The organism is Paenibacillus sp. FSL R5-0749 (assembly GCF_038595085.1).
Taxonomy (GTDB): domain Bacteria; phylum Bacillota; class Bacilli; order Paenibacillales; family Paenibacillaceae; genus Paenibacillus.
On record NZ_CP152005.1, the window covers coordinates 1,772,950 to 1,796,001 of the forward strand.

The 23,052-nt window shown below is 44.5% G+C and carries 25 protein-coding genes; 18 read left to right on the forward strand and 7 right to left on the reverse strand.

What is annotated here, in order from left to right:
- Nucleotides 1-78: 78 nt before the first annotated feature.
- The 3 genes from MKY85_RS07850 to MKY85_RS07860 all read right to left on the reverse strand — a co-directional run bounded on the left by MKY85_RS07850 (nucleotide 79) and on the right by MKY85_RS07860 (nucleotide 5,551).
- Nucleotides 79-1,758 (reverse strand): ABC transporter substrate-binding protein, encoded by a 1,680-nt coding sequence (locus tag MKY85_RS07850; protein WP_100529643.1) that lies wholly within the window; start codon nucleotides 1,756-1,758, stop codon nucleotides 79-81.
- 145 nt (nucleotides 1,759-1,903) lie between these two features.
- On the reverse strand, nucleotides 1,904-3,514 hold the full coding sequence (locus tag MKY85_RS07855; protein WP_342572282.1) for a response regulator: 1,611 nt from the start codon (nucleotides 3,512-3,514) through the stop codon (nucleotides 1,904-1,906).
- A gap of 231 nt (nucleotides 3,515-3,745) precedes the next feature.
- Nucleotides 3,746-5,551: a histidine kinase gene (locus MKY85_RS07860; protein ID WP_342572283.1), complete on the reverse strand. Its 1,806-nt coding sequence runs from the start codon at nucleotides 5,549-5,551 to the stop codon at nucleotides 3,746-3,748.
- Between the two features lie 274 nt (nucleotides 5,552-5,825).
- Here MKY85_RS07860 and MKY85_RS07865 point away from each other — a divergent pair, with 274 nt between their 5' ends.
- The 5 genes from MKY85_RS07865 to MKY85_RS07885 all read left to right on the forward strand — a co-directional run bounded on the left by MKY85_RS07865 (nucleotide 5,826) and on the right by MKY85_RS07885 (nucleotide 9,965).
- Entirely contained in the window at nucleotides 5,826-6,683 is an 858-nt protein-coding gene (locus MKY85_RS07865) for an ABC transporter permease subunit (RefSeq protein WP_179086446.1), read from the forward strand.
- A 16-nt stretch (nucleotides 6,684-6,699) separates the two neighbouring features.
- The gene (locus tag MKY85_RS07870) at nucleotides 6,700-7,572 is read left to right on the forward strand and encodes a carbohydrate ABC transporter permease (protein ID WP_253432288.1); all 873 of its coding nucleotides are present in this window, start codon (nucleotides 6,700-6,702) and stop codon (nucleotides 7,570-7,572) included.
- 198 nt (nucleotides 7,573-7,770) lie between these two features.
- Complete coding sequence (locus MKY85_RS07875; protein ID WP_342572284.1) at nucleotides 7,771-8,322, forward strand: stalk domain-containing protein; 552 nt, start codon at nucleotides 7,771-7,773, stop codon at nucleotides 8,320-8,322.
- Between the two features lie 93 nt (nucleotides 8,323-8,415).
- Nucleotides 8,416-9,036 (forward strand): zinc dependent phospholipase C family protein, encoded by a 621-nt coding sequence (locus MKY85_RS07880; protein WP_342572285.1) that lies wholly within the window; start codon nucleotides 8,416-8,418, stop codon nucleotides 9,034-9,036.
- Between the two features lie 287 nt (nucleotides 9,037-9,323).
- Nucleotides 9,324-9,965 carry a FusB/FusC family EF-G-binding protein gene (locus MKY85_RS07885; RefSeq protein WP_342572286.1) on the forward strand — a complete coding sequence of 214 codons (642 nt, stop codon included), beginning with the start codon at nucleotides 9,324-9,326 and terminating at the stop codon, nucleotides 9,963-9,965.
- Nucleotides 9,966-10,153: 188 nt separating this feature from the next.
- Here MKY85_RS07885 and MKY85_RS07890 read toward each other — a convergent pair whose 3' ends face one another.
- The gene (locus MKY85_RS07890; RefSeq protein ID WP_342573310.1) at nucleotides 10,154-10,741 is read right to left on the reverse strand and encodes an NAD(P)H oxidoreductase; all 588 of its coding nucleotides are present in this window, start codon (nucleotides 10,739-10,741) and stop codon (nucleotides 10,154-10,156) included.
- 247 nt (nucleotides 10,742-10,988) lie between these two features.
- On the opposite strand from MKY85_RS07890, the gene MKY85_RS07895 reads away from it, so the two are divergent.
- The 9 genes from MKY85_RS07895 (at nucleotide 10,989) to MKY85_RS07935 (ending at nucleotide 16,852) form a co-directional block, all read left to right on the forward strand.
- Entirely contained in the window at nucleotides 10,989-11,387 is a 399-nt protein-coding gene (locus tag MKY85_RS07895; RefSeq protein WP_091015098.1) for a helix-turn-helix domain-containing protein, read from the forward strand.
- Complete coding sequence (locus MKY85_RS07900) at nucleotides 11,384-11,878, forward strand: NUDIX domain-containing protein (protein ID WP_342572287.1); 495 nt, start codon at nucleotides 11,384-11,386, stop codon at nucleotides 11,876-11,878. Before MKY85_RS07895 ends, MKY85_RS07900 begins: the two co-directional genes overlap by 4 nt.
- A 509-nt stretch (nucleotides 11,879-12,387) precedes the next feature.
- On the forward strand, nucleotides 12,388-12,903 hold the full coding sequence (locus MKY85_RS07905; RefSeq protein ID WP_342572288.1) for a hypothetical protein: 516 nt from the start codon (nucleotides 12,388-12,390) through the stop codon (nucleotides 12,901-12,903).
- Between the two features lie 28 nt (nucleotides 12,904-12,931).
- Nucleotides 12,932-13,795, forward strand: coding sequence for a DUF4085 family protein (locus MKY85_RS07910; protein ID WP_342572289.1), 864 nt, complete (start codon nucleotides 12,932-12,934; stop codon nucleotides 13,793-13,795).
- A 33-nt stretch (nucleotides 13,796-13,828) separates the two neighbouring features.
- A complete protein-coding gene (locus MKY85_RS07915; RefSeq protein ID WP_342573312.1) occupies nucleotides 13,829-14,269 on the forward strand; it encodes an oxidoreductase in 441 nt (146 codons plus the stop codon).
- 26 nt (nucleotides 14,270-14,295) lie between these two features.
- Nucleotides 14,296-14,568, forward strand: coding sequence for a hypothetical protein (locus MKY85_RS07920; protein WP_342572290.1), 273 nt, complete (start codon nucleotides 14,296-14,298; stop codon nucleotides 14,566-14,568).
- A gap of 298 nt (nucleotides 14,569-14,866) precedes the next feature.
- The gene (locus tag MKY85_RS07925; protein WP_342572291.1) at nucleotides 14,867-15,415 is read left to right on the forward strand and encodes an HAD-IIIA family hydrolase; all 549 of its coding nucleotides are present in this window, start codon (nucleotides 14,867-14,869) and stop codon (nucleotides 15,413-15,415) included.
- 21 nt (nucleotides 15,416-15,436) lie between these two features.
- Entirely contained in the window at nucleotides 15,437-15,910 is a 474-nt protein-coding gene (locus tag MKY85_RS07930) for an NUDIX domain-containing protein (RefSeq protein ID WP_342572292.1), read from the forward strand.
- 78 nt (nucleotides 15,911-15,988) lie between these two features.
- Nucleotides 15,989-16,852, forward strand: coding sequence for a phosphotransferase (locus MKY85_RS07935; protein WP_342572293.1), 864 nt, complete (start codon nucleotides 15,989-15,991; stop codon nucleotides 16,850-16,852).
- A 44-nt stretch (nucleotides 16,853-16,896) separates the two neighbouring features.
- On the opposite strand, the gene MKY85_RS07940 is transcribed toward MKY85_RS07935, so the two are convergent.
- Nucleotides 16,897-17,028: a hypothetical protein gene (locus MKY85_RS07940; protein WP_339240598.1), complete on the reverse strand. Its 132-nt coding sequence runs from the start codon at nucleotides 17,026-17,028 to the stop codon at nucleotides 16,897-16,899.
- A 243-nt stretch (nucleotides 17,029-17,271) separates the two neighbouring features.
- Here MKY85_RS07940 and MKY85_RS07945 point away from each other — a divergent pair, with 243 nt between their 5' ends.
- Nucleotides 17,272-17,688, forward strand: a complete 417-nt coding sequence (locus tag MKY85_RS07945) for a MerR family transcriptional regulator (RefSeq protein WP_342572294.1) — start codon at nucleotides 17,272-17,274, stop codon at nucleotides 17,686-17,688.
- 30 nt (nucleotides 17,689-17,718) lie between these two features.
- Nucleotides 17,719-18,690: an aldo/keto reductase gene (locus tag MKY85_RS07950; protein ID WP_342572295.1), complete on the forward strand. Its 972-nt coding sequence runs from the start codon at nucleotides 17,719-17,721 to the stop codon at nucleotides 18,688-18,690.
- A gap of 246 nt (nucleotides 18,691-18,936) precedes the next feature.
- Here MKY85_RS07950 and MKY85_RS07955 read toward each other — a convergent pair whose 3' ends face one another.
- A complete protein-coding gene (locus MKY85_RS07955) occupies nucleotides 18,937-19,365 on the reverse strand; it encodes a hypothetical protein (RefSeq protein ID WP_253432325.1) in 429 nt (142 codons plus the stop codon).
- 354 nt (nucleotides 19,366-19,719) lie between these two features.
- Nucleotides 19,720-20,703: a cation diffusion facilitator family transporter gene (locus MKY85_RS07960; protein ID WP_342572296.1), complete on the reverse strand. Its 984-nt coding sequence runs from the start codon at nucleotides 20,701-20,703 to the stop codon at nucleotides 19,720-19,722.
- A 290-nt stretch (nucleotides 20,704-20,993) separates the two neighbouring features.
- Here MKY85_RS07960 and MKY85_RS07965 point away from each other — a divergent pair, with 290 nt between their 5' ends.
- Both MKY85_RS07965 and MKY85_RS07970 read left to right on the forward strand, forming a co-directional pair.
- Entirely contained in the window at nucleotides 20,994-21,671 is a 678-nt protein-coding gene (locus MKY85_RS07965) for a response regulator transcription factor (protein ID WP_339259797.1), read from the forward strand.
- Complete coding sequence (locus tag MKY85_RS07970) at nucleotides 21,668-23,044, forward strand: HAMP domain-containing sensor histidine kinase (RefSeq protein ID WP_342572297.1); 1,377 nt, start codon at nucleotides 21,668-21,670, stop codon at nucleotides 23,042-23,044. The genes MKY85_RS07965 and MKY85_RS07970 overlap by 4 nt, the downstream gene beginning before the upstream one ends.
- Nucleotides 23,045-23,052: the final 8 nt, after the last annotated feature.

The following is a 23,052-nucleotide window of genomic DNA, read 5'->3' on the forward strand; positions in this document are numbered from 1 at the left end:
CTTAAAAAACAAGTCGAAGCGGTAAATTACACGCTTCGGCTTGTTTTTTTAACGCTCTACTTTTCCAAAATCCAAATATTACTTCGCGCTTACCGACTTAAACCAATCATTCACTTCTTGCGTGATCTGATCTCCGCCATTGGATTTCCAGTTGGCGACGAATTGGTCAAAGGCATCAATTGGCAGATTGCCGTAGATGATTTTGTTGAAGGTTTCCATCTCGGACTGGCGGAGCAGGTTCCATTTGGATACCATGGTTGGCGTTGCAGCGCCAGTAAAGTAGTTTTGTTTACGGACGTCGATCTGGGACATAACGACTTTACCTGCATACCAGTTTTCCGGTTTGCGGAATTCAGCCATTTGTTTCTCGTAAGGTGTTTCAGGCTTCTCGCCGTTGGCCAGCTTCACGAGTGTTTTCATGTACAGATCCGGGATACGTGCTGGGCCGGTCAGGAACGGGAATTCGTTGGAGAAGTCTTTGATCTTCTCTTTGTCACTGGTCGGTTGTCCGTCAATGATATCCCAGTCGTAACCTTTGGCGAAGCCGTATTCATACTCACTGCCCGCTTTCGGGTTAGCAAGGTTATCCAGCAGGTAGTTGTAGTACAGGAAGATGGCTTCTGGATGCTTCGCATCCTTGTTGATCATGATACTTGCGTTGACACCAGAGTTCTGCCACTTCGTACCGATCTTGCCGTCTGGGCCAGCAGGAACAGGGTAAGCTTTATACTTAGAGCCAGGTACGTTCTTCAGCAGGTCAGGTGCAGGCCAGTCCGGTACCCAGTTGGCGCCAGGCAGAATGCCCGCTTTGCCAGCTGTCCAGCTTTCAGCGGATTTGCCTTCGTCCCACAGAGCGGAGTCAGCATGGATATAACCTTTGTCCATCCATTCAGCCAGCTTGGCAAGGGCTTGTTTGGCACCCGGGTTAACGGAGCCGTACTCGAGATTGCCGTTTGCATCTTTGTTCCATTGCTCTTCGATTGTGCCGTAAGCACCGAACAACCAGTCGAGCTGACCCATCCAGGTGTTGGTGTTATTTTTCAGCGAGATCGCCAGCGGGAATACTTTGTCTGGAGACAGACCGTCCGGGTTCTCGTTTTTGAATTTGTCCATGATGTTCTCAAGGTCTGCGATGGTTTTCGGAGCTTCCAGGTTCAGCTTCTCCATCCAGTCCTCACGGAGCCAGAGCAGTGTATCGTCGTTATCGGTGTACTCCATGATCGGCATGTTGTATTTCTTGCCGTCCTTGGTGAACGGATACCACAGTTCAGGATGTGCTGCTGCGTGATCTTTCAGGGTCTGACTCGCATACTTGTCGAACAGCTCATCGATGGCGATGAATTGACCGGAGTCGATCAGTTGATTGGTCAGTACCGCATTGGTGGGTACGGTGACGAAATCAGGGAGCTTCTCGCCAGAGGCGATAGCCAGTTGCAGCTTTTGTCTGTATTGATCGTCATTGGCCGGATACCAAGTATCTTTATGCTTCATACCCAGCGTTTCGAGCATCCAGCGATCGTGCACGTTATTTTCTTTGGTATCTCCTTGCACGTATTTCTTCGGCATTAATACCGAACTGAACTCGATGGGTGGGTCATATTTTCCTTTGGCAAAAGCAGCTTCTGCTTCAGCTGAGCCGACAGTTCCCGGCGTATTATCGGTACCATTGTCACTGGCTGTCTCGCCACTGCCGCACGCAGTGATCGTGATGAGCGCGATAACCATGAGCAGTGACCACCATGTTTTGAATTTGATCATTGTTCAATCCCCCTACGGTGTATGATCTTTACAATGTAACTGTACCAATTTGGGCGGGAGGGCATCTATATGAGTTTGTTAGTTTCCATAGGACTCTATTAGTGAATGTGCAAATGAAGTTCAAAAAATTAGGTTTTCAGTCATGTTATTTGTGCTGGTCTCTGTATTCTTGCGGCGTAACGCCGAATTGACGCTTGAACACTTTGATAAAATAAGCCGGGTCCATATAACCAATCTCCATGCTGATTTCATATACTTTTTTGGTGGTCGTCACCAGCTTGTGGCAGGCCCGATCCATGCGCAGGCGCGAGATATAATCACTGATGCCTTCGCCCGTTTCGATCTTATAGATCTTGGACAGGTGGGTCGGGTGCAGATTGACATGGTCAGCCAATACACGCAAAGAGACATCCAGATGCAGGTTCTTATCTGTAAAATCCTGAATCTTCTTCACATAATCCGAACGAATATCCTTGATCTCATTGGATGTGCCTTCCTTGAGTTTACCGAGCACGCTGAGCGACCATTTCCGCAGTTTGCTGATGGTAGCGAAGACTTCGCCACTTTGTAAATCCTCGACATCATTTCCCATTAAAGTGGTCAGGGTCAGCTTGTTTCGGTGAGCAATATTAGTGAATGAAGCTGTAATAAGAAAACCTGCCTCCATGCAATGTTCCCAGGATTCCGACCATTTCTCATCCAACTCGGCGCAGACTGCGAGGATTTTCTCTTCGGCGGCATCCCACTGTCCACTTTCCAACAGGCTAATGAAGGTGGGCGGGGTGTACAACACGTCGAGTGGACCTTGCGCTGCAGGCGTCTCGACATCGCTCACACGCATGACAAATTCGCGTTCGTCGCCAACGATCTGCCGGAAATAGGCCGAAGCCTGACGGAAGCGATCGTAAATCTGTTCCGGGAAGGTGAACCACTCGGTGATAACGATGGAGAGGGAGCCTTTCAGAAACTGTTTTACTTTGGATTGAAGCTGAATCGATAGCTTCTCCAGCATGGTTTCTTTGCCAATATCGCCTTTCCGTTCTTTCAACTGAAGCAAAAACACCAGATATCCGTGTTCCTCCTTCACGCCCCACACTTCCATAAACTCACCCATAATCTCTTCCGCCATGTTGATGATCGCATATTCGATCAGGGTCTGATCATTGCTGTCATAGTGTCCGAATTCTTCTTCCAACCGTACCAACATTAATGCGGCATCCCCGGTGTGAAAAGGGAGATCATAATTGGCGAGCTTCCGCTCCCATTCGGCAGCGGCGATTCGTTGTCCCTGCAACGCCCCAAGGAGCAGTCGTCCTCGTAAATGGGGGAGATTCTCTCGCAACGTAAACTGCGTTCGTGTCAGTGAACTGACCAGTTCCCATTCATTGTTCAATTGATCAATGGCCTTCTGAACAGCACCCATTAGTTCATCGTCAGTGGGCGGCTTCAACAAATAGTCTACGGCTTCGAACTGGATCGCTTTTTTGGCGTAATCGAATTCGGAATACCCGGATAACAGGATGCATTTAATTTTTTTGTCCCGTATGCGGATACGTTCGATTAGTTCTATACCTGTCATTTCGGGCATCTGTATATCCGAGATCACGATATCAATAGGGTGGGTGTCAATCATTTGTAGTGCTTCGTGGGCCGAGTAGGCTTTATGCACATGTTCAATCCCCAGCGTATGCCAGGGTTTGGTCATGGACAGGTTATCGACCCAGTGTGCTTCATCGTCTACGATCATCATGTGCATGTTTGTATTGTCTCCTTGGTGGTTGAACGCAGACATATGTACACTTGCCACTCCGATGACAGAATAACCTTCCGATCGCTGTTACCCCCAGATTTATTGATTGATTTTTTAAACGTGTAAATCTGGGGATAAAGGCGAGCACTCCGTTTCTTCAGGTTTTTTCTGTCCTCTGCGTTATCGTGTACATGATCTTGTTCAAAATTAAATCTCAATTTATTGGTTGTATTAACTTTAACTCTTAGAAGAATCTCCTCGCTCCGTATCCTCTTTTGATATCTCCCAGATAATTTCGGTTCGGAATCCGCCAAGTGGGGAGGGGCCGAATAGGAGGTAGGAATGGCTTCCGAATGTGTGCATGATTCGTTGATTCGTATTCCAGAGGCCGCAGCCCATTTCTTCTTGTAAAGGTTCCTGCATCTTCAAGTTCAGCGCTTCGTACTGTTCGGGGCTTAGGCCGGGTCCGTCGTCGTCGATGTATATTCTGCCAAAACCATTCTTGCGCTCCCCGGTAATTCGGATTTCCCCGGATGAATAGGACTTCGCCACACCGTGTATGACGGAATTCTCGACCATCGGTTGAAGCATTAATCGCGGCACCGATTGGGCAAGCATGTCCTCAGGAATATCAATGTGATATTCAATTCGGCCATTGCGCAGCTTCTGGATATCCAGATAGTTGATCAGCAGCTTGATCTCTTCCTGAAGCGACGATGTCTCCTTTTCCATACGGGTGGTGTAGCGATAATACGCACTTAGATTATGCGCCATGGAGACCACGGCTTGTTCGTCCTTCATCTGGGCCATGTTGATGATATAGCCAAGACAATTATATAGGAAATGCGGATTAATCTGTGCTTGTAATTGCTTCAGCGTAGCTTCCCTGGCTCTAATCTTCTCATGGAACACATTCTCGATCAGATCCTGAATCTGATGGGACATATCGTTGAATCGGCGGAACAGGAATGAGAATTCATTCTGGTTTTTGCTATGCAGTCGAACAGAATAATCGCCCTGCTCTACGCGGCGTAAGCCTTTGATGAGCTGTTTGATCGGATACTGGACATTTCGGTACAGCAGGATGGAAGCCGAGATGCCCACAACGAGTAGCAAAATCATACTGGTGTAGAACAGATTCTGACTGAGCGAGATGGGTTTCAAAATCTGATACAACGGGATGACGTCAACCAGATGCCAATCCAGATAGGTGGACTTCACGGAGCTAACCAGATATTTCTTTCCGTTCAGTTCGACCACGTCCTGTGTGGTATCCTCTGGTGAGTGCGTATCCAGATACTGAGTAAGTGCTGCGGATAACTGCTTGTCCGCACTGCGATTCAGAATGGGTGCATTTCCTTTGTGATATAAGAAAGGATCGCCTTGTCCGCCAGCTTTATACGTATCCAGCATATTCTGAATGTTCTCATAGCTGAAGCTGGCTTCAATCACCAGATTGCTTCCCGTGAGCATTCCTGGTTGGGCAAGGGAGTCCGTAAAGAACCAGTAGAAGGATTTCATCTCATCTTGTGATTCGGTACTTTGGTCCCCATAGGTCCATTGTCCGCTCATATTTTTTTTCAGATAGGCTTCATCATATCCGGTAGTTCGGTTGTAGTTCGCGATGACATCCTCATTCTGCTGTGAATACACTGCATATCGGGTAGGCCATATATCGGTAACGCTCGTCTGAAGCGTCATCTTCTCCTGAATTACATAACGGGTCTGCATCCGGTCATATCGATCATCCCACATGTTCAGGCCGTTGAAGGCTCTGACATTCGGATCACGGGAGAGAATCAGGCTGAAATCCATCATCTGATTGATACGGGAGTCGATCTGACTGGACAAGAACGTGAGCTGTTTCGTGTTGGAGATTTGCAGTTCTTTGCTGACGACATCATAAGTGACGTTGTTGGAGTAGGTGTACATGATCAGAATGGGGATGAATAAGACCACAATTAACAGATTTATTTTGGCGAATAGACTGAATCGGGATCTGGTTTTATTTTGAAAAGGTATGAAGCGCTTCCATATATACATAAAAAGTCTCCTTCTAATTCGTGTGTAAACAACTTCTTCTAGGATGGCCCTAACAAAACACTATCAAGCCTAACAATGTTATATAGCAGACCTCAGAATGGCTTGATACTATTTATATCAGAGAACCCCATCACACACAAAAACTTTTTTTGGGAACAGGAGCAGTGCTATGGAGGCTAAATTGGAGGGTAAGCGGGTCCCGCAGGCAAACGTTGGGAACAAGCTGGAACAAAAGAGAAAAAAACGCTACAAACAGCCATGGATTCTGCACTTCATGGTGTTGCCGGCGGCCATTATGGTCTTTATATTTTCATACATTCCGATGTCCGGGATTTTGATGGCATTTCAAGATTATAAACCTGCACTGGGATTTTTCAATTCCGAATGGGTAGGCCTGAAGCACTTCAGGTACATGTGGGAAAATGATTACTTCCTGCAAATTACGTGGAACACGCTATTTTTTGCCTGTACGAAGATTGTCATGAATCTAATCATTCCGTTTGTCTTCGCCTTATTGCTCAACGAGGTACGGAAGATGGCGCTGAAAAGAACGATTCAGACGCTCGTGTATCTACCACACTTTCTGTCTTGGGTAACGTTATCCGGTATCCTGATCGACATTCTGGCCCAGACGGGTATTGTCAATCAGTTCCTGGTTTCGGTATTCGGCATCAAGCCGATCTTCTTCCTGGGGGATGGCAGCTGGTTCCGGTTCACGATTATTGCGAGTGATGTCTGGAAAGAGTTTGGATTCAACACGATCATCTTTCTTGCGGCATTGTCCGGCATTAACCCGGCACTATATGAAGCGGCTGAAGTGGACGGCGCAGGACGCTGGAAGCAAACGATGTATATTACCATCCCGGCACTTATTCCGATTGGGATCGTCATCGCAACCTTGGCACTGGGGAATGTGCTTAACGCCAACTTTGACCAGATCTTTAACTTATATAGTCCGTTGATTTACCAACAAGGCGATATTATCGATACGTTTGTGTATAGAGAAGGTCTGCTTAGTGGACAGTTCAGTTTCGCTACCGCTGTGAATCTGTTCAAATCGGTCATCAGCCTGATCCTGATTGTGATCTCGTACCGACTGGCTTACCGATTCGCCGGATACCGAATTTTCTAGAGAGGAGGACGAACGAATGTATCATAAAACGATGCCTTACCGCATATTCAGCATATTCAACAATGTGTTACTGACCCTGCTTTCACTGCTCTGCTTGCTGCCTTTGTATCACTTGCTCATGGTATCTCTTAGCGCATCTGCACCTGCGAATGCTGGTCTCGTCACGTTCTGGCCGATTGGATTTACATTGGAGGCATATGCCAAGACATTTGCCAATACGAACTTCCTCTCCTCCTTGTGGGTATCCGTGGAGCGGACCGTACTCGGTACAGGGCTTGCGTTAATCGTCAATACGCTTGCAGCCTACGCACTTTCCAAGGAGACGCGGGTGTTCCGCGCACGTAACATCTATCTGTGGTATTTTGTCATCACGATGCTGTTCAGCGGTGGCCTCATTCCGGGGTATATCCTGATTCTGAAGCTGGGTCTGATGAACACATTGCTGGCCTTGATCCTGCCGGGATTGGTTGCGGTGTTCAACATCATTCTGTTGCTGAATTTCTTCCGTACCGTTCCAAAGGATCTGGAGGAAGCTGCATTTATCGATGGGGCAGGTCACTTGCAGACGTTTATCAAAATCTATCTGCCGGTCTCCGTACCTGTTATTGCTACGGTTTCACTGTTCATGATGGTTGGGCATTGGAACGCATACTTTGATGGGATCATCTACATCCGTGATGCGGAAAAGCTGCCACTCGCGACATTCATGCAGACGATCATCGTGCAGGCCGACATGTCGAAGCTTGATCCGGAAGCGGTGAAGAACCTGTCCCAACGGACCATTCGGGCTTCGCAGATCTTTATCAGCGCACTGCCGATCCTGCTCGTGTATCCGTTCCTGCAACGGTACTTTGTTACTGGGATTGTGGTTGGTGCTGTTAAGGAGTAGGGAACGTAAATGTAAACATGTGTTGCTCAACTGAAAGGAAATGTATTATGAAAAGGGAGTCACTGAACTGGGGAAGGCCAGGGAGGTGGCTTCTTTTGTGTTGGGGAATAGAAGTATATTACCTTTAATTGAATAAAATGGTACTATGAGAGTTGATTAAGAGCATGAGTCATTTACCAATAGGAGGATGTGGACAAAGTGAAGAAGATTATGGCTGTTACCCTTGCTTTGACGTTATTGAGCGTATCCATGACTTTTACAGCCACAAGCGCACCGAAAAAGATCAATATCTTACTTAATGAAAAAGAACTAAAGACTCAAGCAGGCGCTGAAGCTCCCAAGAAATCAATTGAAGTTATGGTTAACTTGGAAACATTTCAATTAGTAGAGGCCAATGATTATATCATCTCTGACGGCCACATACTCGTTTCGCCAGCCTATATTACGAAGGTACTAGATTTCGATGTGCCTGGTAAAGGAATATGGTGGGATAACGAAGCCAAAAGTGTAATATTTGCATATGTCGACAAAGATGATTATCCAAAACCAAGGTTAACCTTTAAGGTGGGGGAAAGCTCTTTTACCGAGTTCGACAATCAAATTGAACTAAAGAGTAAAGTATTAATGGTAGATGGAAGAGTTTATTTGCCGTTAAGAGCAATTAGTGAAGCATATGGTAAGGAGGTTCATTGGGAATCCAATACCAGCAAGAACATGGTTCGAATAACTGCGAAGAAGTACTTGCCATGATTTTTATGCAGAACAACAGGTTTTGAAACGATTTCGTTAAACTGGAAACATCCAGGCTCGATCTCAAATATTCGTTGAAGGGTAGGAGGGTATATGGGTTCAAGAATAATGCATCTGTTAATTGCAAATAGAATTGCTGATAGCCTATCAATCAAAGATAAGACGCCTTTTTTACTTGGAAGTATCGCTCCGGATGCTGTTTCATCAAAAGATTCGTCACATTTCTTTGCTGGTGAAGTACAAGACTTTTCAAGGAACGTTGACTACAAAGGCTTTATACATAAATATAGATCGCAAGCAGAAGACTTATATGTACTTGGTTATTTTACACATTTGATTGCTGATGATATTTGGTTGAAAGGTTTCAATCTGCCTTGGTTAAAAAACAGAATGGATGCAGACGCTGGATTATATAAACTGTATCATAATGATTTCAGAATATTGAATGGGAAGTTATTAAAGCATTATGGATACACAGATGAATTAAGAAGGTCGCTGAATTACATTTCTACATTGCCTGAATTAGATGAGGTTAAATCAAAAGATGTTGAAAAATTCGTTCCATATGTATTGGGTGATATAGAATATGATAACGCAATATTGAATGAAAATCTTAATGTTTTTACGTTTAACCAGATCGTTGGATACTTAGAGACATCAGTCGATATGGGAATATTGAATATGAGGTATGTAAAGATAAAGTATAATTTGTAGGCAATATTTCTGAAAAGTGGAGATCGGAACGAAGCCCGTTGCCTACACTATGCTGCCCTGTTATAATTTCGATATATCTATCGTATTGGGGGTTATGACGTGGCAATATGGATGATGCCGGATTGCTCGTTCGCTAGAAAGCCTTACGCAAAGCCTGAATAGGGGCGGACTTTGTGTAGGGCGCGACCAGATGAGATCGTTTGCCCTGGAATCAACATCAACATGGTTCAACCCGCAGGCTTTGCACCTTACTTTATTTTCATAATAAATATAAGGGGCTGAAAGCCATGCAAGCACCATTTATTCACAATCATCAATTCAATTATATTCATAAACAAGCTGATTTCCTGCTGAAAACGCTGCGCTCGGTCGTGGACTCCAAGGTATTGGATACGGTCCGTTATACGGTCAGCACGAATGCCGTTGGCATCTTCAATGATCTGACGCCAGAACAAAAGCAACTGCTAGAGCAGTTATCCACGTATGAGAAGACACATGAGTTGCAGACCTATCTGAACCAGCTGGAAGCATATCTGATTCCATTTCCGCAAGTATCCGCGAAGCAGATTCAGAAGCTGTTTCCCAAGGTAAAGAAGCTCAAAGTACCGGATCTGGAATCCATCGATTACGCACGTACAACTTATCTGAGATGGACCGACATTGCTACCGATCGCTTGTTCATCGTGTACCCGCATGAGGGCAAATTCCTCGGTATTGAGGGACGGCTTACAGCCACGAACAAGAAAGGGTACTGCATGTTCTGTCATCGTCATCAGGAGCTCGGATTCTTTAACGTGAAGACCAAGAGCTATACGCCGGATAACATATCTTCTGTTGCCCAGTATGTATGCAGGGATAACACAGCTTGCAACCATAGCATAACCGATACTAGTATGTTGGAGAAGTTTCTTCTCTCGACCGTAAAATAATGCAAGACACACAGACAGGGTCGCTCTTCGGAGCGACCTGTTTGCCGTGTTCAAGCGTAGTTGTTCTCTTACCGTAAACGCAAGAGGTCATCGTGATGATTAACGTGATTTTTATGTTCACAAAGAAGGCTTCAGGCCACAGAAATTAAAACAGATCTTCAGACTTCATATCGGGGTTGTAATGCCCTTTAAAGCGTCGAAGGATCGTTGGCATAATTCAGTCCCAGGTTATGTGCATGGTTCAGTAATGCCTCATAATGATCAGGCTTGGATTCCAACGTTTCATATAAAAACTCAACCCTAGATCGGGACACGCCGCAGTAATCGGCAATACCCACATTGAGCAGATTGGCAATTGATTCACCATAGTTACGCTTATGCATCTGTTCTTCCGTCACACCCGAAAGAGCGATCCACAATATCTGCTGATGAAGAAGTTTGTTCGTGCCGTAGGCAAACCCATTGTTCATGACACGATCCACATAACCTTTCAACATGGCTGGCAGATGCCACCACCAGAGAGGAAACACAAAAGCCACAGCATCGTGCTTCTTCAATCGTTTCATTTCCGTTTCAACCTCTGGTGAGAACACCTGATTTTCTTGAGTATAGTCGGGTTCATCCTTTTCACGAAGAATCGGGTCGAATCCAATTCCATGCAAATCCAATATTTCATAACCGTGACCAGCCTCGGAAAGCCCTTTTGCAAAACGTTCAGCTACCTGGAAGGTCAACGAATCTTTACGCGGGTGGGATACTACAACGAGTACGTTCATCTTGTCTTTCACTACCTTTCTGGATTGCGGTCTTGTAGCCATAATTCAATGGCTGATGCTATTATAAACAGGTATGAAAACATCTGGAAGTACGCACTTTGATGTTCTATAAGAAGAATAAAGTTCCATAGGAACATTGAAGTACCCTAAATGGCGGCCCCGAAATGGGCTTGAATAAATGGAAAAAGAGAAGCAAGAAGGTTATGTTTTCACCTAGGATACAGCCTGATTATGGAGGGGTTCAAAAATGACGGAACATGGAGAAACAAGTGCTCCAAAGAAATATAAAGTAGGCGTGGAAGCGGCTTTGGAAGTGATGGGTGGGAAGTGGAAGCCTTTGATTATCTATCACTTGATGACTGGACGGAAACGCACGTCAGAGCTTCGACGATTGATACCGGACATTACGCAGAAGATGCTGACAACACAGCTCAGAGGTCTGGAAAAGGACGAGATTGTGCAGCGCAAGGTATATTCGGAGGTTCCTCCCAAAGTGGAGTATGAGTTAACGGATTACGGCTGGGGACTTAAGCCTGCCCTGGACCATTTGTGTTATTGGGGAGAAGATCATCTGGACAAAATCCACGGGGATAAGTTTAAGGTTCTGGAAGACTTTGATTCCGAAGAGAAGGGGGCGGGAAGATGAATGGTGCGGAGCACGCGAAACAGGCAGTGTCCTTTCGTTGTGAAGGCGTGGCTGTAGTTCTGTTGAAGAAAAGCCACGATCAATACCGTGTACTGATGTTAAAGCGGGCGGGTCGTATGTTGCATAATGAATGGTGTTATGTTGGCGGCGGGATAGAGAAGGGCGAGAAGGCATGGGAAGCTGCACTGAGAGAAGTTCACGAGGAAACAGGCATTACGAAAGTCCGGTTGTATTCTGCCAATCAATTTGAACAATTTTACTCACCCAAGGAGGATTATATCTATACCGCGCCCGTATTCGTAGGATATGTGGATGAAAGCCAGCCTGTCCGATTAAATCATGAACATACCGAGTACCAATGGATGACGTTTGACGAAGCTAAAGACAATGCGGCATTGCCCGGAATTGATGATATTTTGCATTTTGTTGAAAAGCATTTTGCCAGGAAAGCCCCTTCGAAGTGGCTTCGGATTCATGTAGATAATGTTTAGGAGGTGGAACTCATCATATACAAGACGATTTATCCAAGAGCATGGTTGAGTCTACTATGTATGTTGGTCATTGAAGCAATACTTCTCAGGGATGGCATTTACGATAAAAATGGGATTCTGAAGTACTTCCTGATCGCTATATTGACCTATATTCTGGTTTATATCGTTTTTCTGATCTGGCGGTTATTTTTCACTAAACCCAGTATTACGTTGGAAAGCGATCATGTGATTTCTATGAAACATCAGAGATATGATGCATCTCAGATTGAGTGTATTTATATGAATTACAGACGGATTGGCATTAAACTCTATGGTAAACGGTTAGTGTCGATGGATCTATGTTTTTATTTTCGACGAGGCCAGGAGTCCGCAGGGGTAGAAGCTGTGCATGAATGGGCAGAGCGGAATAACAAAGAGATAAAACACAGATTTTTTCAAACCTTGGCGTAGACCCGTGCGTCTGTTGAGTATAAGGAATAGTTAAGGCTGAAAATAGGGGAGGCGTAGCAATGCAAACCATAGAGCAGTTTCTAACGAGTGATTGGTATAAACAGGTAACAGCTGAAATCATTCAGCTTAGTCCTCAGGTCCAATTTGTCGAGCATGCCAGTTTTGAAGCATCGTTGCTGATGGATTCATTTAAAGAACGGAAATATGTGCTGGAAGGGTTTGGCGTCTCGGCTCCAACCGAAGAAGAGTGTATACAGTGGATCATGGAGCAGATGGACAGAGACAAGAACCATATCATGTCCTATGTTCTAGCTCGATTAACATTCAGTGAACAGTTGGAAGATGATCCAGATGGAGAATTTTCAGAAGGCGAGGAGCTTGAGGCAGGAGATCGATCTGAAGTGGTCGAGGTATTAGGTTTTACGAGATCTGTTATCGCTAACACCATCATTGAATATGATATGGTCAAAAATCATCCGAAACAATTAACAGCTTATTTTAAACGCACACATATTCCAGGTGCAGCTAATTTCTCGTCACAAATAAAAAAACTTTACGCTTCAATCGCAAAGTAGATTCTAAAAATCAGCAGGAGAGGTGCATATGAGATTTTTAACGAAAGAATGGTATGAGCTGTGTCAGCAGACACATCTTCATTTTGGTATAAGAGTACATAGCGGAGCGTATGAGTTCGATGAGAATCTATTTTTAAGGCTATATAAACGAAAGGAAAAAGCGCATGTGGAGCAGGAGCGAGAGCTATATAACTTGGACCCGCGTTTCATGCTGGAGCATGATGGTCAGGTCATGACTCGTGTAGAGAAGGCTTTTAGCGGGGAAGAGATAACGGAAGAGGATCAGATGGTATTTCGCATGCCGCTGGAACAAAGAGCGCATATCGAGAAACTTATTGCAGAATATGATGTACGCCCTCCGTTTGATGAGAAGAAATGCAAGGAAGAGTACAAAGAATCAATGGAATGGAATTTTCGATATAAGGCAGAGAAATTGCCACAGAAAATCGTTGAACAAATTGCGGATATCCGTGTGTTTACGTTGGGCTACTGTACGAGAGAAGTTATGCTACAGCTAAAGAAACAGAGCGCAGAAAATAGGAGAGAGATGGAGCGTGTATCGGATGAATACCGGGAAGTCATTATAGCACAGGATATTCCGGATGAAATTCGTAACCGGTTTCAATTTCATGATTGTACAGTGACGGAACTGTTGACAGGGGATGAAGTGCTCATTCGTTTTGACACCCGCGGGGGCTTCACCAATATAAATAAACTTACGCTGGTTGCACCTGAAATCATCAAGCAAGACGGTGGAATCCTAGGCACTTACTGGTTGTATCAAGAACTGTATCGGATCGATAACGGATATGAGCTTCATGTTCTATTTGATGGAGAGAATATGCCTGAATTAATTGTTCGCTGTACCGATATTCTCGCAGAGGAAGAATGAGAGAGAACACCAGAGGCTGAATATGGAGGGAATATAGTGAAAATAAGCACCATAGAAACCAAATTAGCTTCAAGATACGACGAGTTTGATCCTGAACAGGATGGGAATAAAAATACGAGATTTGCTGACATCATAATTGATGGTACATCGCTCTATCAAAGGCTGAAAAAACATGATCTGATCCCTTGTCTGAGATGGGGAAGCAATGAATATCAGAGAATTCTTATTGATTATTTTTTACTTAAAAAGCCACATGAATCCCTGCATGATAGATATCCGATTTTAGTATGTCCCTGGTGTGGGGATGAAGAATGTGGGTTTATTTCTGTGAAGATTGATAGAGAAGATGATGTGGTGATCTGGAGAGATTTCATATTGAATGACAAGAAACTGCAGGTGGGCCCATTCTTTTTTGATTGGGAAAGTTATAAATATGCCATTGAAAATACGTTTGGTACGGCGGGAATTCAGTAAGGAAAAGGAGGATGGAGGGAATAGAGATGGAATGGACCACCAGCACCTTTGGTTATTTATCTACTCCCGTATTTATCGTGGGCGTTGCGTGTTACTTTTTTCCTGACCTTTTATACAAAGTATTTGTTCTGATGAGATATCGAGAAATTAAACCGAATTGGGAGTTCGAAGATAACCCACCTCATGGTGATACCCCTAAGCATATTGAAATAATATTAAAAGTACTAGGCACCATTATGGTGATCCTGGGGTTGATATGGTTTTGGTTCTCAGAAGAGTTTTACAATTTAGTTTTTTGACAGCAAGGAGTTGAGCACCATTTTCGAATTTATCTGGGCTATAGTGATCTCAATTATAAGTATTATTGTAGTTCTTATCTTTGCGGCAATCATACGGTATGCCGTAGATTCATCCAAAACATCGAAAAAGTTGGACGCATTAATTAAAGAAGTACACTATCTTAAAACTGAAATCAAAAAACAGCAACACCATAAGCAGCAAGATAATAGCAGGCATATAATCGATGAAAAAGTATAGGGAAATAATTTTAGATCGAGGCGAGAGATACAATAATATGTTCTCGGAAAGGAACAGACCATGATGAAAGCAAATGGGAATATACAAGCTGTTTTTATAGATAGAGATGGAACCATCGGTGGGACAGGTCATTTTATTCATCCGAGAGATTTCAGCCTATACCCCAATGCTCAAGAAGCCATTATGTGTTTGAAACGAGAAGGAATTATGGTACTGGCGTTTACGAATCAATATCGAATCTCACGTGGAGAAGCAAGTGTTCAGGATTTTGAAGCGCAGTTTCGCGAGTACGGATTCGATCACTCCTATATATGTCCGCATGAGCAAGAATGCAGTTGCCGAAAGCCGAAACCCGGGATGCTACTGCAAGCTTCCGAGGAGCATGGTCTGGATTTATCCAAATGCATAGTCATTGGTGATGTGGGAGATACAGACATGCTTGCTGCCCATGCCGTAGGAGCAACCAAGATCATGGTGAGAACAGGCTGGGGGGAATCTTCACTAACCCAATTTAGAGACAAATGGTTGGAGACCGAACCTGATTATATCGCAGCAGATATTTGGGATGCCGTACAATGGATCATTCATGGAAGGGAATCCAGAGAATAAAAAAACAGGAGGTAACTGTGTATGGGCATGTCAGACTATTACAAAAACCTCAGGGACAAGATCGGCAACGAGCTTATTTTTATGCCGGGTGTCGCTGGAATTATCCGAAATGAACAAGGGGAGATCCTGTTCGGTCGTAAACATAACGAATCAACCTGGGGCTTGATTGCCGGAGCCATTGAGCTTGGTGAGACACCGGCGCAAGCGATGGTGAGAGAGGCACTGGAAGAGACAGGTCTAGTTGTTGAACCTGAGAAGGTTATCGGGGTATATGGTGGTGAAGAGCAACGTTTTACTTACAGTAATGGTCATCAGGTCGAATATTTGACTATCGTATTTGAATGTAGGATCCAATCTGGGCAACTCATGCCCGATAATGAAGAGATGAAGGAGTTGCAGTTTTTCCCCGAGGATCAGCTTCCACCCATGGCAAACCAGTATTCGGATTATATTTTTAGCTCCAAGCAAGAAGAACGAGCCCATTTTGAAAGATAACCCACTGTACAATTCGAAGCTAACCTCGCCGCATGTTTACCAAATGAATCAAGATCCTAGTTGTATGAGGAGAACTATATGTTAATCAATCCAACGGTAAATGAGATCAATAACTTATTCAAGATACATCATATCAACGAAGTGATCACTGAAATTCAACGTTTGTCAGGTACCACCGCTGGACGTGTTTATCGGTTGAGTACAAGTCTGAATAAGCACTATATATTAAAATCGGATGAACCTGAACAGATACATATTGCCCAGCAGTTTTTGGAGACGTATAAGAGTTCTTCGTTATTGCCTGAAGTTTTGTTGACTGCTCAGGACAACACTTATCTGATTTACTCCTATATCGAAGGCACAACTCATTTCAACAGAGGACAGAAGAGAGACTGGTTAACTCGTCTGGTGAAAGAGCTCTTCAATTCATATGTGCGTTCTACAGATACGAAATCATGGGGCAGAATGGAGTTCCCGCAGAGGACATGGAAAGAATTCAATCAGATTAGCATTCATGAAGCGAAGATGAATATCGGAAGTATGTTAACGACAGATGATTATCATGTGGTTCAATCTAAAGTGGATCGTCTGTTTCTTGAGGAAGAAGAGAAGTTTCTTTTGCATGGCGATACGGGAGTTCATAATTTTGTATACGATCAAAATGAACTCATCGGCGCTATTGATCCCTCTCCAATGGTTGGGCCTATCCTCTATGATTTCTTGTATGCCTTTAGCTCTTCGCCAGATGATATCAACACCGAAACCTTATTTGCTGCGTTCGATCTATTAGAGCAAGTGAATATGGAAAAATCCAGATTGATTGAGGAAGCTCTGGTTCATCTATATTGCCGAATTGGGCTGAGTAACAAGCATCATCCGGATGATCTGCCTGAATATTTGAAGGCATGGCAGGAATGGAAACGACTATGTCAGGAAATTTGATCTAGCAAAGTTTCTAAAGCTATCACGGAATGCCTTAGTTCAGACTAAACGATATCGTATCGGATTAAGGCAAAGGTGGCAAGCGCCATACGTGTATATCCGCCGACAAGGAACAATTGAATTAAGATCAAGCTCGGGCACTCTATGGCACCCAACGCTTGAAGTAAGTGAAACAACCCCAGCATCTCCAGGTTCTTTTTCTCCGTATTTCTGCTTTCACCGATCTTCTCGGCAAATCTCCTCTAATCGTTACTTCCCAGTACTGAAGCGTGTGTTATGTCCTCCATTTGTTAAAAAAAGTGATCAGTTAAATTGTTTTTTTGAAATTAGTGCTTGCCTTAATGTGAACATGAAGCCTTAGGATGTAAAAGAAAAGGCCAAATGCATCCCAAAATGAACATAAAGGAGGAGTCAGCATTATGGCTTTTTCGATAAAAGAAGCTTCCGAGCGGCTGGGTTGTCCTGCACATAAAATTCGTTATTACGAGAAGGAGGGACTGCTCCCTTTCATTAGGCGGGATCAACATGGCAATCGGATGTTCGAGGAAGAACATTTGGATTGGATGAGACTGATGTCCTGTTTCCGGGCAACGGGTATGAAGGTATCTACATTGAAACATATGGTTAGTCTGGCGCTGGAGGGGGATTCAACGATTCCACAACGGAAAGCGATACTTCACGAATATAAAGAGGAATTACATCGCCGCCAACTTGAAATTGCCGAGGCACTTGCAGCGGTGGATAACAAATTGACGATCTATGAAGACATAGAGACAGGAAAGCTTCCTTCAGAAAGCAAGCTGCTAGACCAAATGGAAAGCATCGGCAAAGACTAGACTAATACTAACGGACGGAGAGATGGAGAAATGAAGCAAAGAGTGCTGGGAAATAGCGATATCGTCGTATCTTCGATGGGATTGGGAATAATGGGCATGTCTCCAGGGATGTACGGAGAAACCAATGATGAGAAGTCAATAAAGACCATCCATCATGCGCTGGAGATTGGCGTTACACTGCTAGATACAGCTGACGTGTATGGTAATGGTCATAATGAAGAACTACTGGGGAAAGCGCTGAAGGGTCGTCGCGATCAGGCGATTATTGCTACCAAATTTGCGTACACCCCGAACTATGAGACGTTGAATGGTCATCCAGATTACGTGAAAAAGGCTGTAGAAGCAAGTCTTCGCCGGCTGGATACCGACTATATTGATCTGTACTACCAACACAGGGTAGATCCTCAGATTCCGATTGAGGAAACCGTTGGTGCGATGGCCGACTTGGTTAAAGAGGGAAAAGTCCGCTGCCTTGGCTTGTCGGAAGCATCGGCTTCCACTTTACGCCGGGCACACGCCGTTCATCCGATTTCTGCGTTGCAGAGCGAATATTCCCTGTGGAGCCGGGATATTGAAGACGAGATTCTACCGACCGCGAGAGAACTGAATATTACACATATTGCATACAGTCCATTAAGCAGAGGGTTTATCTCAGGTGAGCTACGGGGATTCGAAGATTTGCATGTTAATGATCTGCGCAGATATATGCCGAGGTTTCAAGGAGACAATTTTGCCAAAAATATAGAAGTTGTGGATAAAATCGAAGAGATCGCGATGGAGAAGGAGTGTACTCCTGCACAATTGGCTTTAGCCTGGACAATAGCTAATAACGCACTGCCGATTCCGGGAACGAAACGAATCAACTATTTGGAGGAAAATACGAACGCTGTAACAATTGAACTGACACCCGATGACTTAGCTCGCATTGAAAAGGTAAGTCCTCAAAATGAGGTTCATGGAACACGTTATATGAAAGAAATGATGACACAGCTTAACGGGTAAATCATGTGGGTGTAACTTGTTATCCGCAGCGAAATAGTTGCTCAGTAAAATACAAATATGGAATACAAAAGAGACTCTCCTTTAGTGAAAGTCTCTATTTGTATTCATCTCCAATCGTTCTTCATTTATTTCAGAGATAACTTATATACAAAAATAATGGAGTCCCACTTAAGATAATAGTTATTGGGGTAGGGCGGTTCCTTTATCAAAAAAATATTTTCGTTAATTAAATGATTTAAATCGATCTTACTCGTTCGTAATATTTATTGTCTTATCTGTAATAGTCTTACCGTCACTCCCTAATGCTTGAACAGTCATGTGGTGATGCACAGACTTACCTGCAATATTCCAAGTTATTTTCCAACCATCGTTCTCATTGGTATCGTATCCGATCAGTTCTCTTTCTCCCCAAGTCTCTGTTCCTGTTGGAACGGCCCAGAAAAGAAGTGTTTCCGCGTTGGTCGCCTCTACTGTGATATTTATCTCTGTGCTATCAGTAGGAAGTATAATCCAACCTTCTTTTTCGGGAAAGTTAGTCTCAACATTCGTAATAATGGGCAAAGCTTCATTTGTTAGGATAACTTCAGTATCATGATTTTCAGCAGGAGCTTCTGAAGCGCAGGCTGTGAGAAGAAGGAAGAGCAGAAGAGACGGGAAAAATGGTCTATTTGTCATGATTATTACCCCTTTCTATTCCTTCAAAGTAATGCTGTCGCAGTCGGTTTGACAATTATATATACCATTGATGATGATGTTTTGTAGTCTATTGTTTTCTCTTAGCTCCTGGTAGTTAAGAAATAGAAGAAGCGTTACCAGTACAAGGATCACTGAAATGAACTTACGGAAGTTTCCCATGAGTAGATATAACCTCCTCGTTATATTAAGAAAATGACGGTGTAAAACCGGTTAATTCGATAATGCTATGTGTATTACATAACACCTGAAAGGCATTAAAGTTACGTGGAAAATGAAAAACAGGACTATTCCACTACCGGGAATAAGTCCTGTTTTTATTTACAGCTATTCATATCAATGGTGATGATGGGCGTGAGCATCTGGTGCGTCGCCTTTGACGGTACATAGTACCGAGGTGTCATGCAGATGTTTCTCGGACTCCACTTGAAGCGTCACATGTTTGATCTCTTTATGTTCCAGCATATGTTCAATCTTCTGAACCAGGATCTCGGATGCATACACATCCATCGTTCCATCTACGACGATATGAGCAGTCAGCGCATTCAGGTTACTGGTGATGGACCAGACATGCACATCGTGTACGCCTTTGACGCCATCCACTTGTTTGATGGTCTGCACCAGTTCATTCACATCGACATTGGCGGGAGTACCTTCCATTAAGATATGCAAGGATGACTTGGTGACATAGAACCCGCTTCGCAATACCAGTGCCGCGACAATCACACTTGCCAGTGGATCGGCCCAGCCCCAGCCAAAGAACATCATGAGCAGTGCCGCCGCAATGGCCCCAACCGACCCCAGCATGTCGCTGATGACATGAAGATAGGCGCCGCGCATATTCAGGTTGTTCTCCGTATCGCTACCACGCATCATGATCCAGGCCACCAGAATATTGACGAGTAAACCAATGACGCTGATGATTAACATGCCTACGGTTGCAACTTCTGGCGGGTTAATGAATCGACCAATGGCTTCGTAGAAAATGTAGAGCGCAATGGCGATTAACGTAATTCCGTTCAACGTGGCAGCCAGAATTTCAAATCTTCTGTATCCGTACGTTTTGCCGGTATTCACGGCTTTTTCACCAAACGTAAACGCCAGCAAAGCGATCCCGAGCGCAATGGAATCGGACAACATATGACCTGCATCCGAGATGAGAGCAAGACTGTTGGTAATGAATCCGCCAAAGGCTTCAACGATCATATAGACGGTAATAATAATGAAGGAAAACAACAATACTTTTTTGTTATTGGTGGTGTGAGCGTGGTTGTGTCCATGATCGTGCCCCTGGTTATGACTGTGTTGATGTCCAGACATATAAATCCTCTCCTTTGGAGCGAGGCTCCGTTATGTAATATGATTTCTTGTATGGCTATAAATAAAGCTTTAGCAATGGTTACTCACTAACAAATGAATATATGAGCGTTCGTTCATATGTTGTGGTTTTATTATAGTTGCGCCTCATAGTAGTGTCAACCAGATTTAAGGAAATGTAAACATACCAAGGGATCTCCATACACGTGCTGGCGAATGAGATTGCTTTTGTGCTACCATCTGTGCAGGATCATAGTGAGATGTTCTCGCTACATAGAAGGGCGGACAACGATATGAAACATCTGCTGCTGGCAGACGATGATGCGAATATTAGAGCACTCCTCAGGCATGTCATGACCAAGGAAGGCTATCGGGTACATGAAGCACAGGATGGACTGGAAGCGGTCAAACTGATGCAAGAAACGCCGATCGATCTGGCGATTCTCGATGTCATGATGCCAGGCATGGACGGACTGGAATTATGTGACTACATTCGGCAGCATTACGACATTCCGATTATGTTGCTGACGGCACGAGATCAGCTATCTGACAAGAGAGAAGGTTATTTGAAAGGAACGGATGAGTATGTGACCAAGCCGTTTGAACCCGAAGAACTGGTTTACCGGGTAAAGGCGTTATTTCGTCGATACCATCGCACATCCAGCGATATCATCCGCATGAACCGGATCGTGATCGATCGGAACAATGTGGAGGTTACGGACGGGCAATCCATTCTCTTTTTACCAATGAAGGAATTTGAATTACTCTCACAGCTTGCCCAGTTTCCGGGACGTTTGTTCTCTCGGGATGAACTCATTCGACTTGTCTGGGGAGCAGATTACGAAGGGGATGACCGTACTGTTGATGTACATATTAAGCGATTGCGTGATCGGTTTGCTGATTATACGGATGATTTCGTCATCCAAACGGTCCGGGGCATTGGTTACAAAATGGAGGTGAAAGCACCTTGAGGACCTTGTACGTCCGGGTATTCCTTATTACGGTTGCGGTAATTGTGGTCAGCGGCATACTGGGTTTTCTGTTGTCCAACATCTACTATCATGCGAAGCTCAAGGACTTCAATGATGAGAAGCTGGTGGGCATCGCGACGCAAATGAAGCAATTTGTGGAGCAGCAACCGGACACAATGGAGCAGTATTTGAACAATGCCGCAGATCTTGGATACGAAATCTATGTAACGGATGGAAAAGGCAACGACCAATTCTACGGCCGCGAATTCCGTGAGAAGGACCTGGACAAGCGAGCTGTAGATCTGGTGCTGAATGGTGATGTGTACCATGGCGTCGCCCAGTTTCCAAGCAAACCGTTCATTACCGGTTTCTTCGATAATCAATTAAGCAACACCGTGGGTGTTCATCTACAGCTAGGCAATGCGAATTACGCTCTCTTTATGCGTCCGGATGTAATTCTGCAGTTCGGTGAGCTGCGAATCTTTTTTGCACTGATTGGCGCATTTACCATAGGCATTAGTATTTTGATCTTTCTGATCAGTACCCGTTATCTGGTCAATCCGATTGAACGTCTGTCCGAGGCGACCAAGCGGATTGCACAAGGAAAGTATAATCTGAAATTGCCTACTGCACGGCGTGATGAGATTGGTCAACTGGCTCAGCATTTCATGACCATGAGTCGTGAATTGGAGAGAGTGGATCAGGCGCGGCAGCAGTTTGTATCCAACGTATCCCATGAAATTCAATCGCCGCTGACCTCGATACAGGGGTTTGCCCAATTGGTGGCAGATCGGGATCTGCCTGAACAGGAACGGGAGCACTATGCGTCGATCATTGAGGAGGAGAGCCGTCATCTCTCCTTGCTGAGCAAGCAGCTACTTCTCCTGTCCTCTCTTGAACAAGGCAACGAAGATCTGACCAAAGTGGAGTTCTCTCTGCGGGATCAATTCCGGCAAGCGGTTCAGGTGCTGCAATGGCAACTGGAAGAAAAAGAACTGTTGCTTCGGATTTCGGTGCCCGAATCCATCCAGCTGATTGGCAATGAAGTGCTGCTCATGCAAGTTTGGATGAATCTTCTCGGTAATGCAGTGAATCATCTGCCACAGGGAAGAAGCATTGAGATTCATGCTGAGCAGACAGATAACCAGTGTGTGATTCAGATTCGGGATACAGGAGACGGAATTGCTGCGGAGCATCTGCCTTTCCTGTTCGATCGATTCTATCGGGTGGACCGTGCGCGGGAACGTTCTTCCGGACGAACCGGGCTTGGACTTGCCATTGTGCAGAAAATTATCCGAACTCATGACGGTACAATTGAGGTTTCCAGTTCTCCAGCAGGTACAGTCTTTACCGTGACCCTTCCGCAGATGTAATCTGTTAT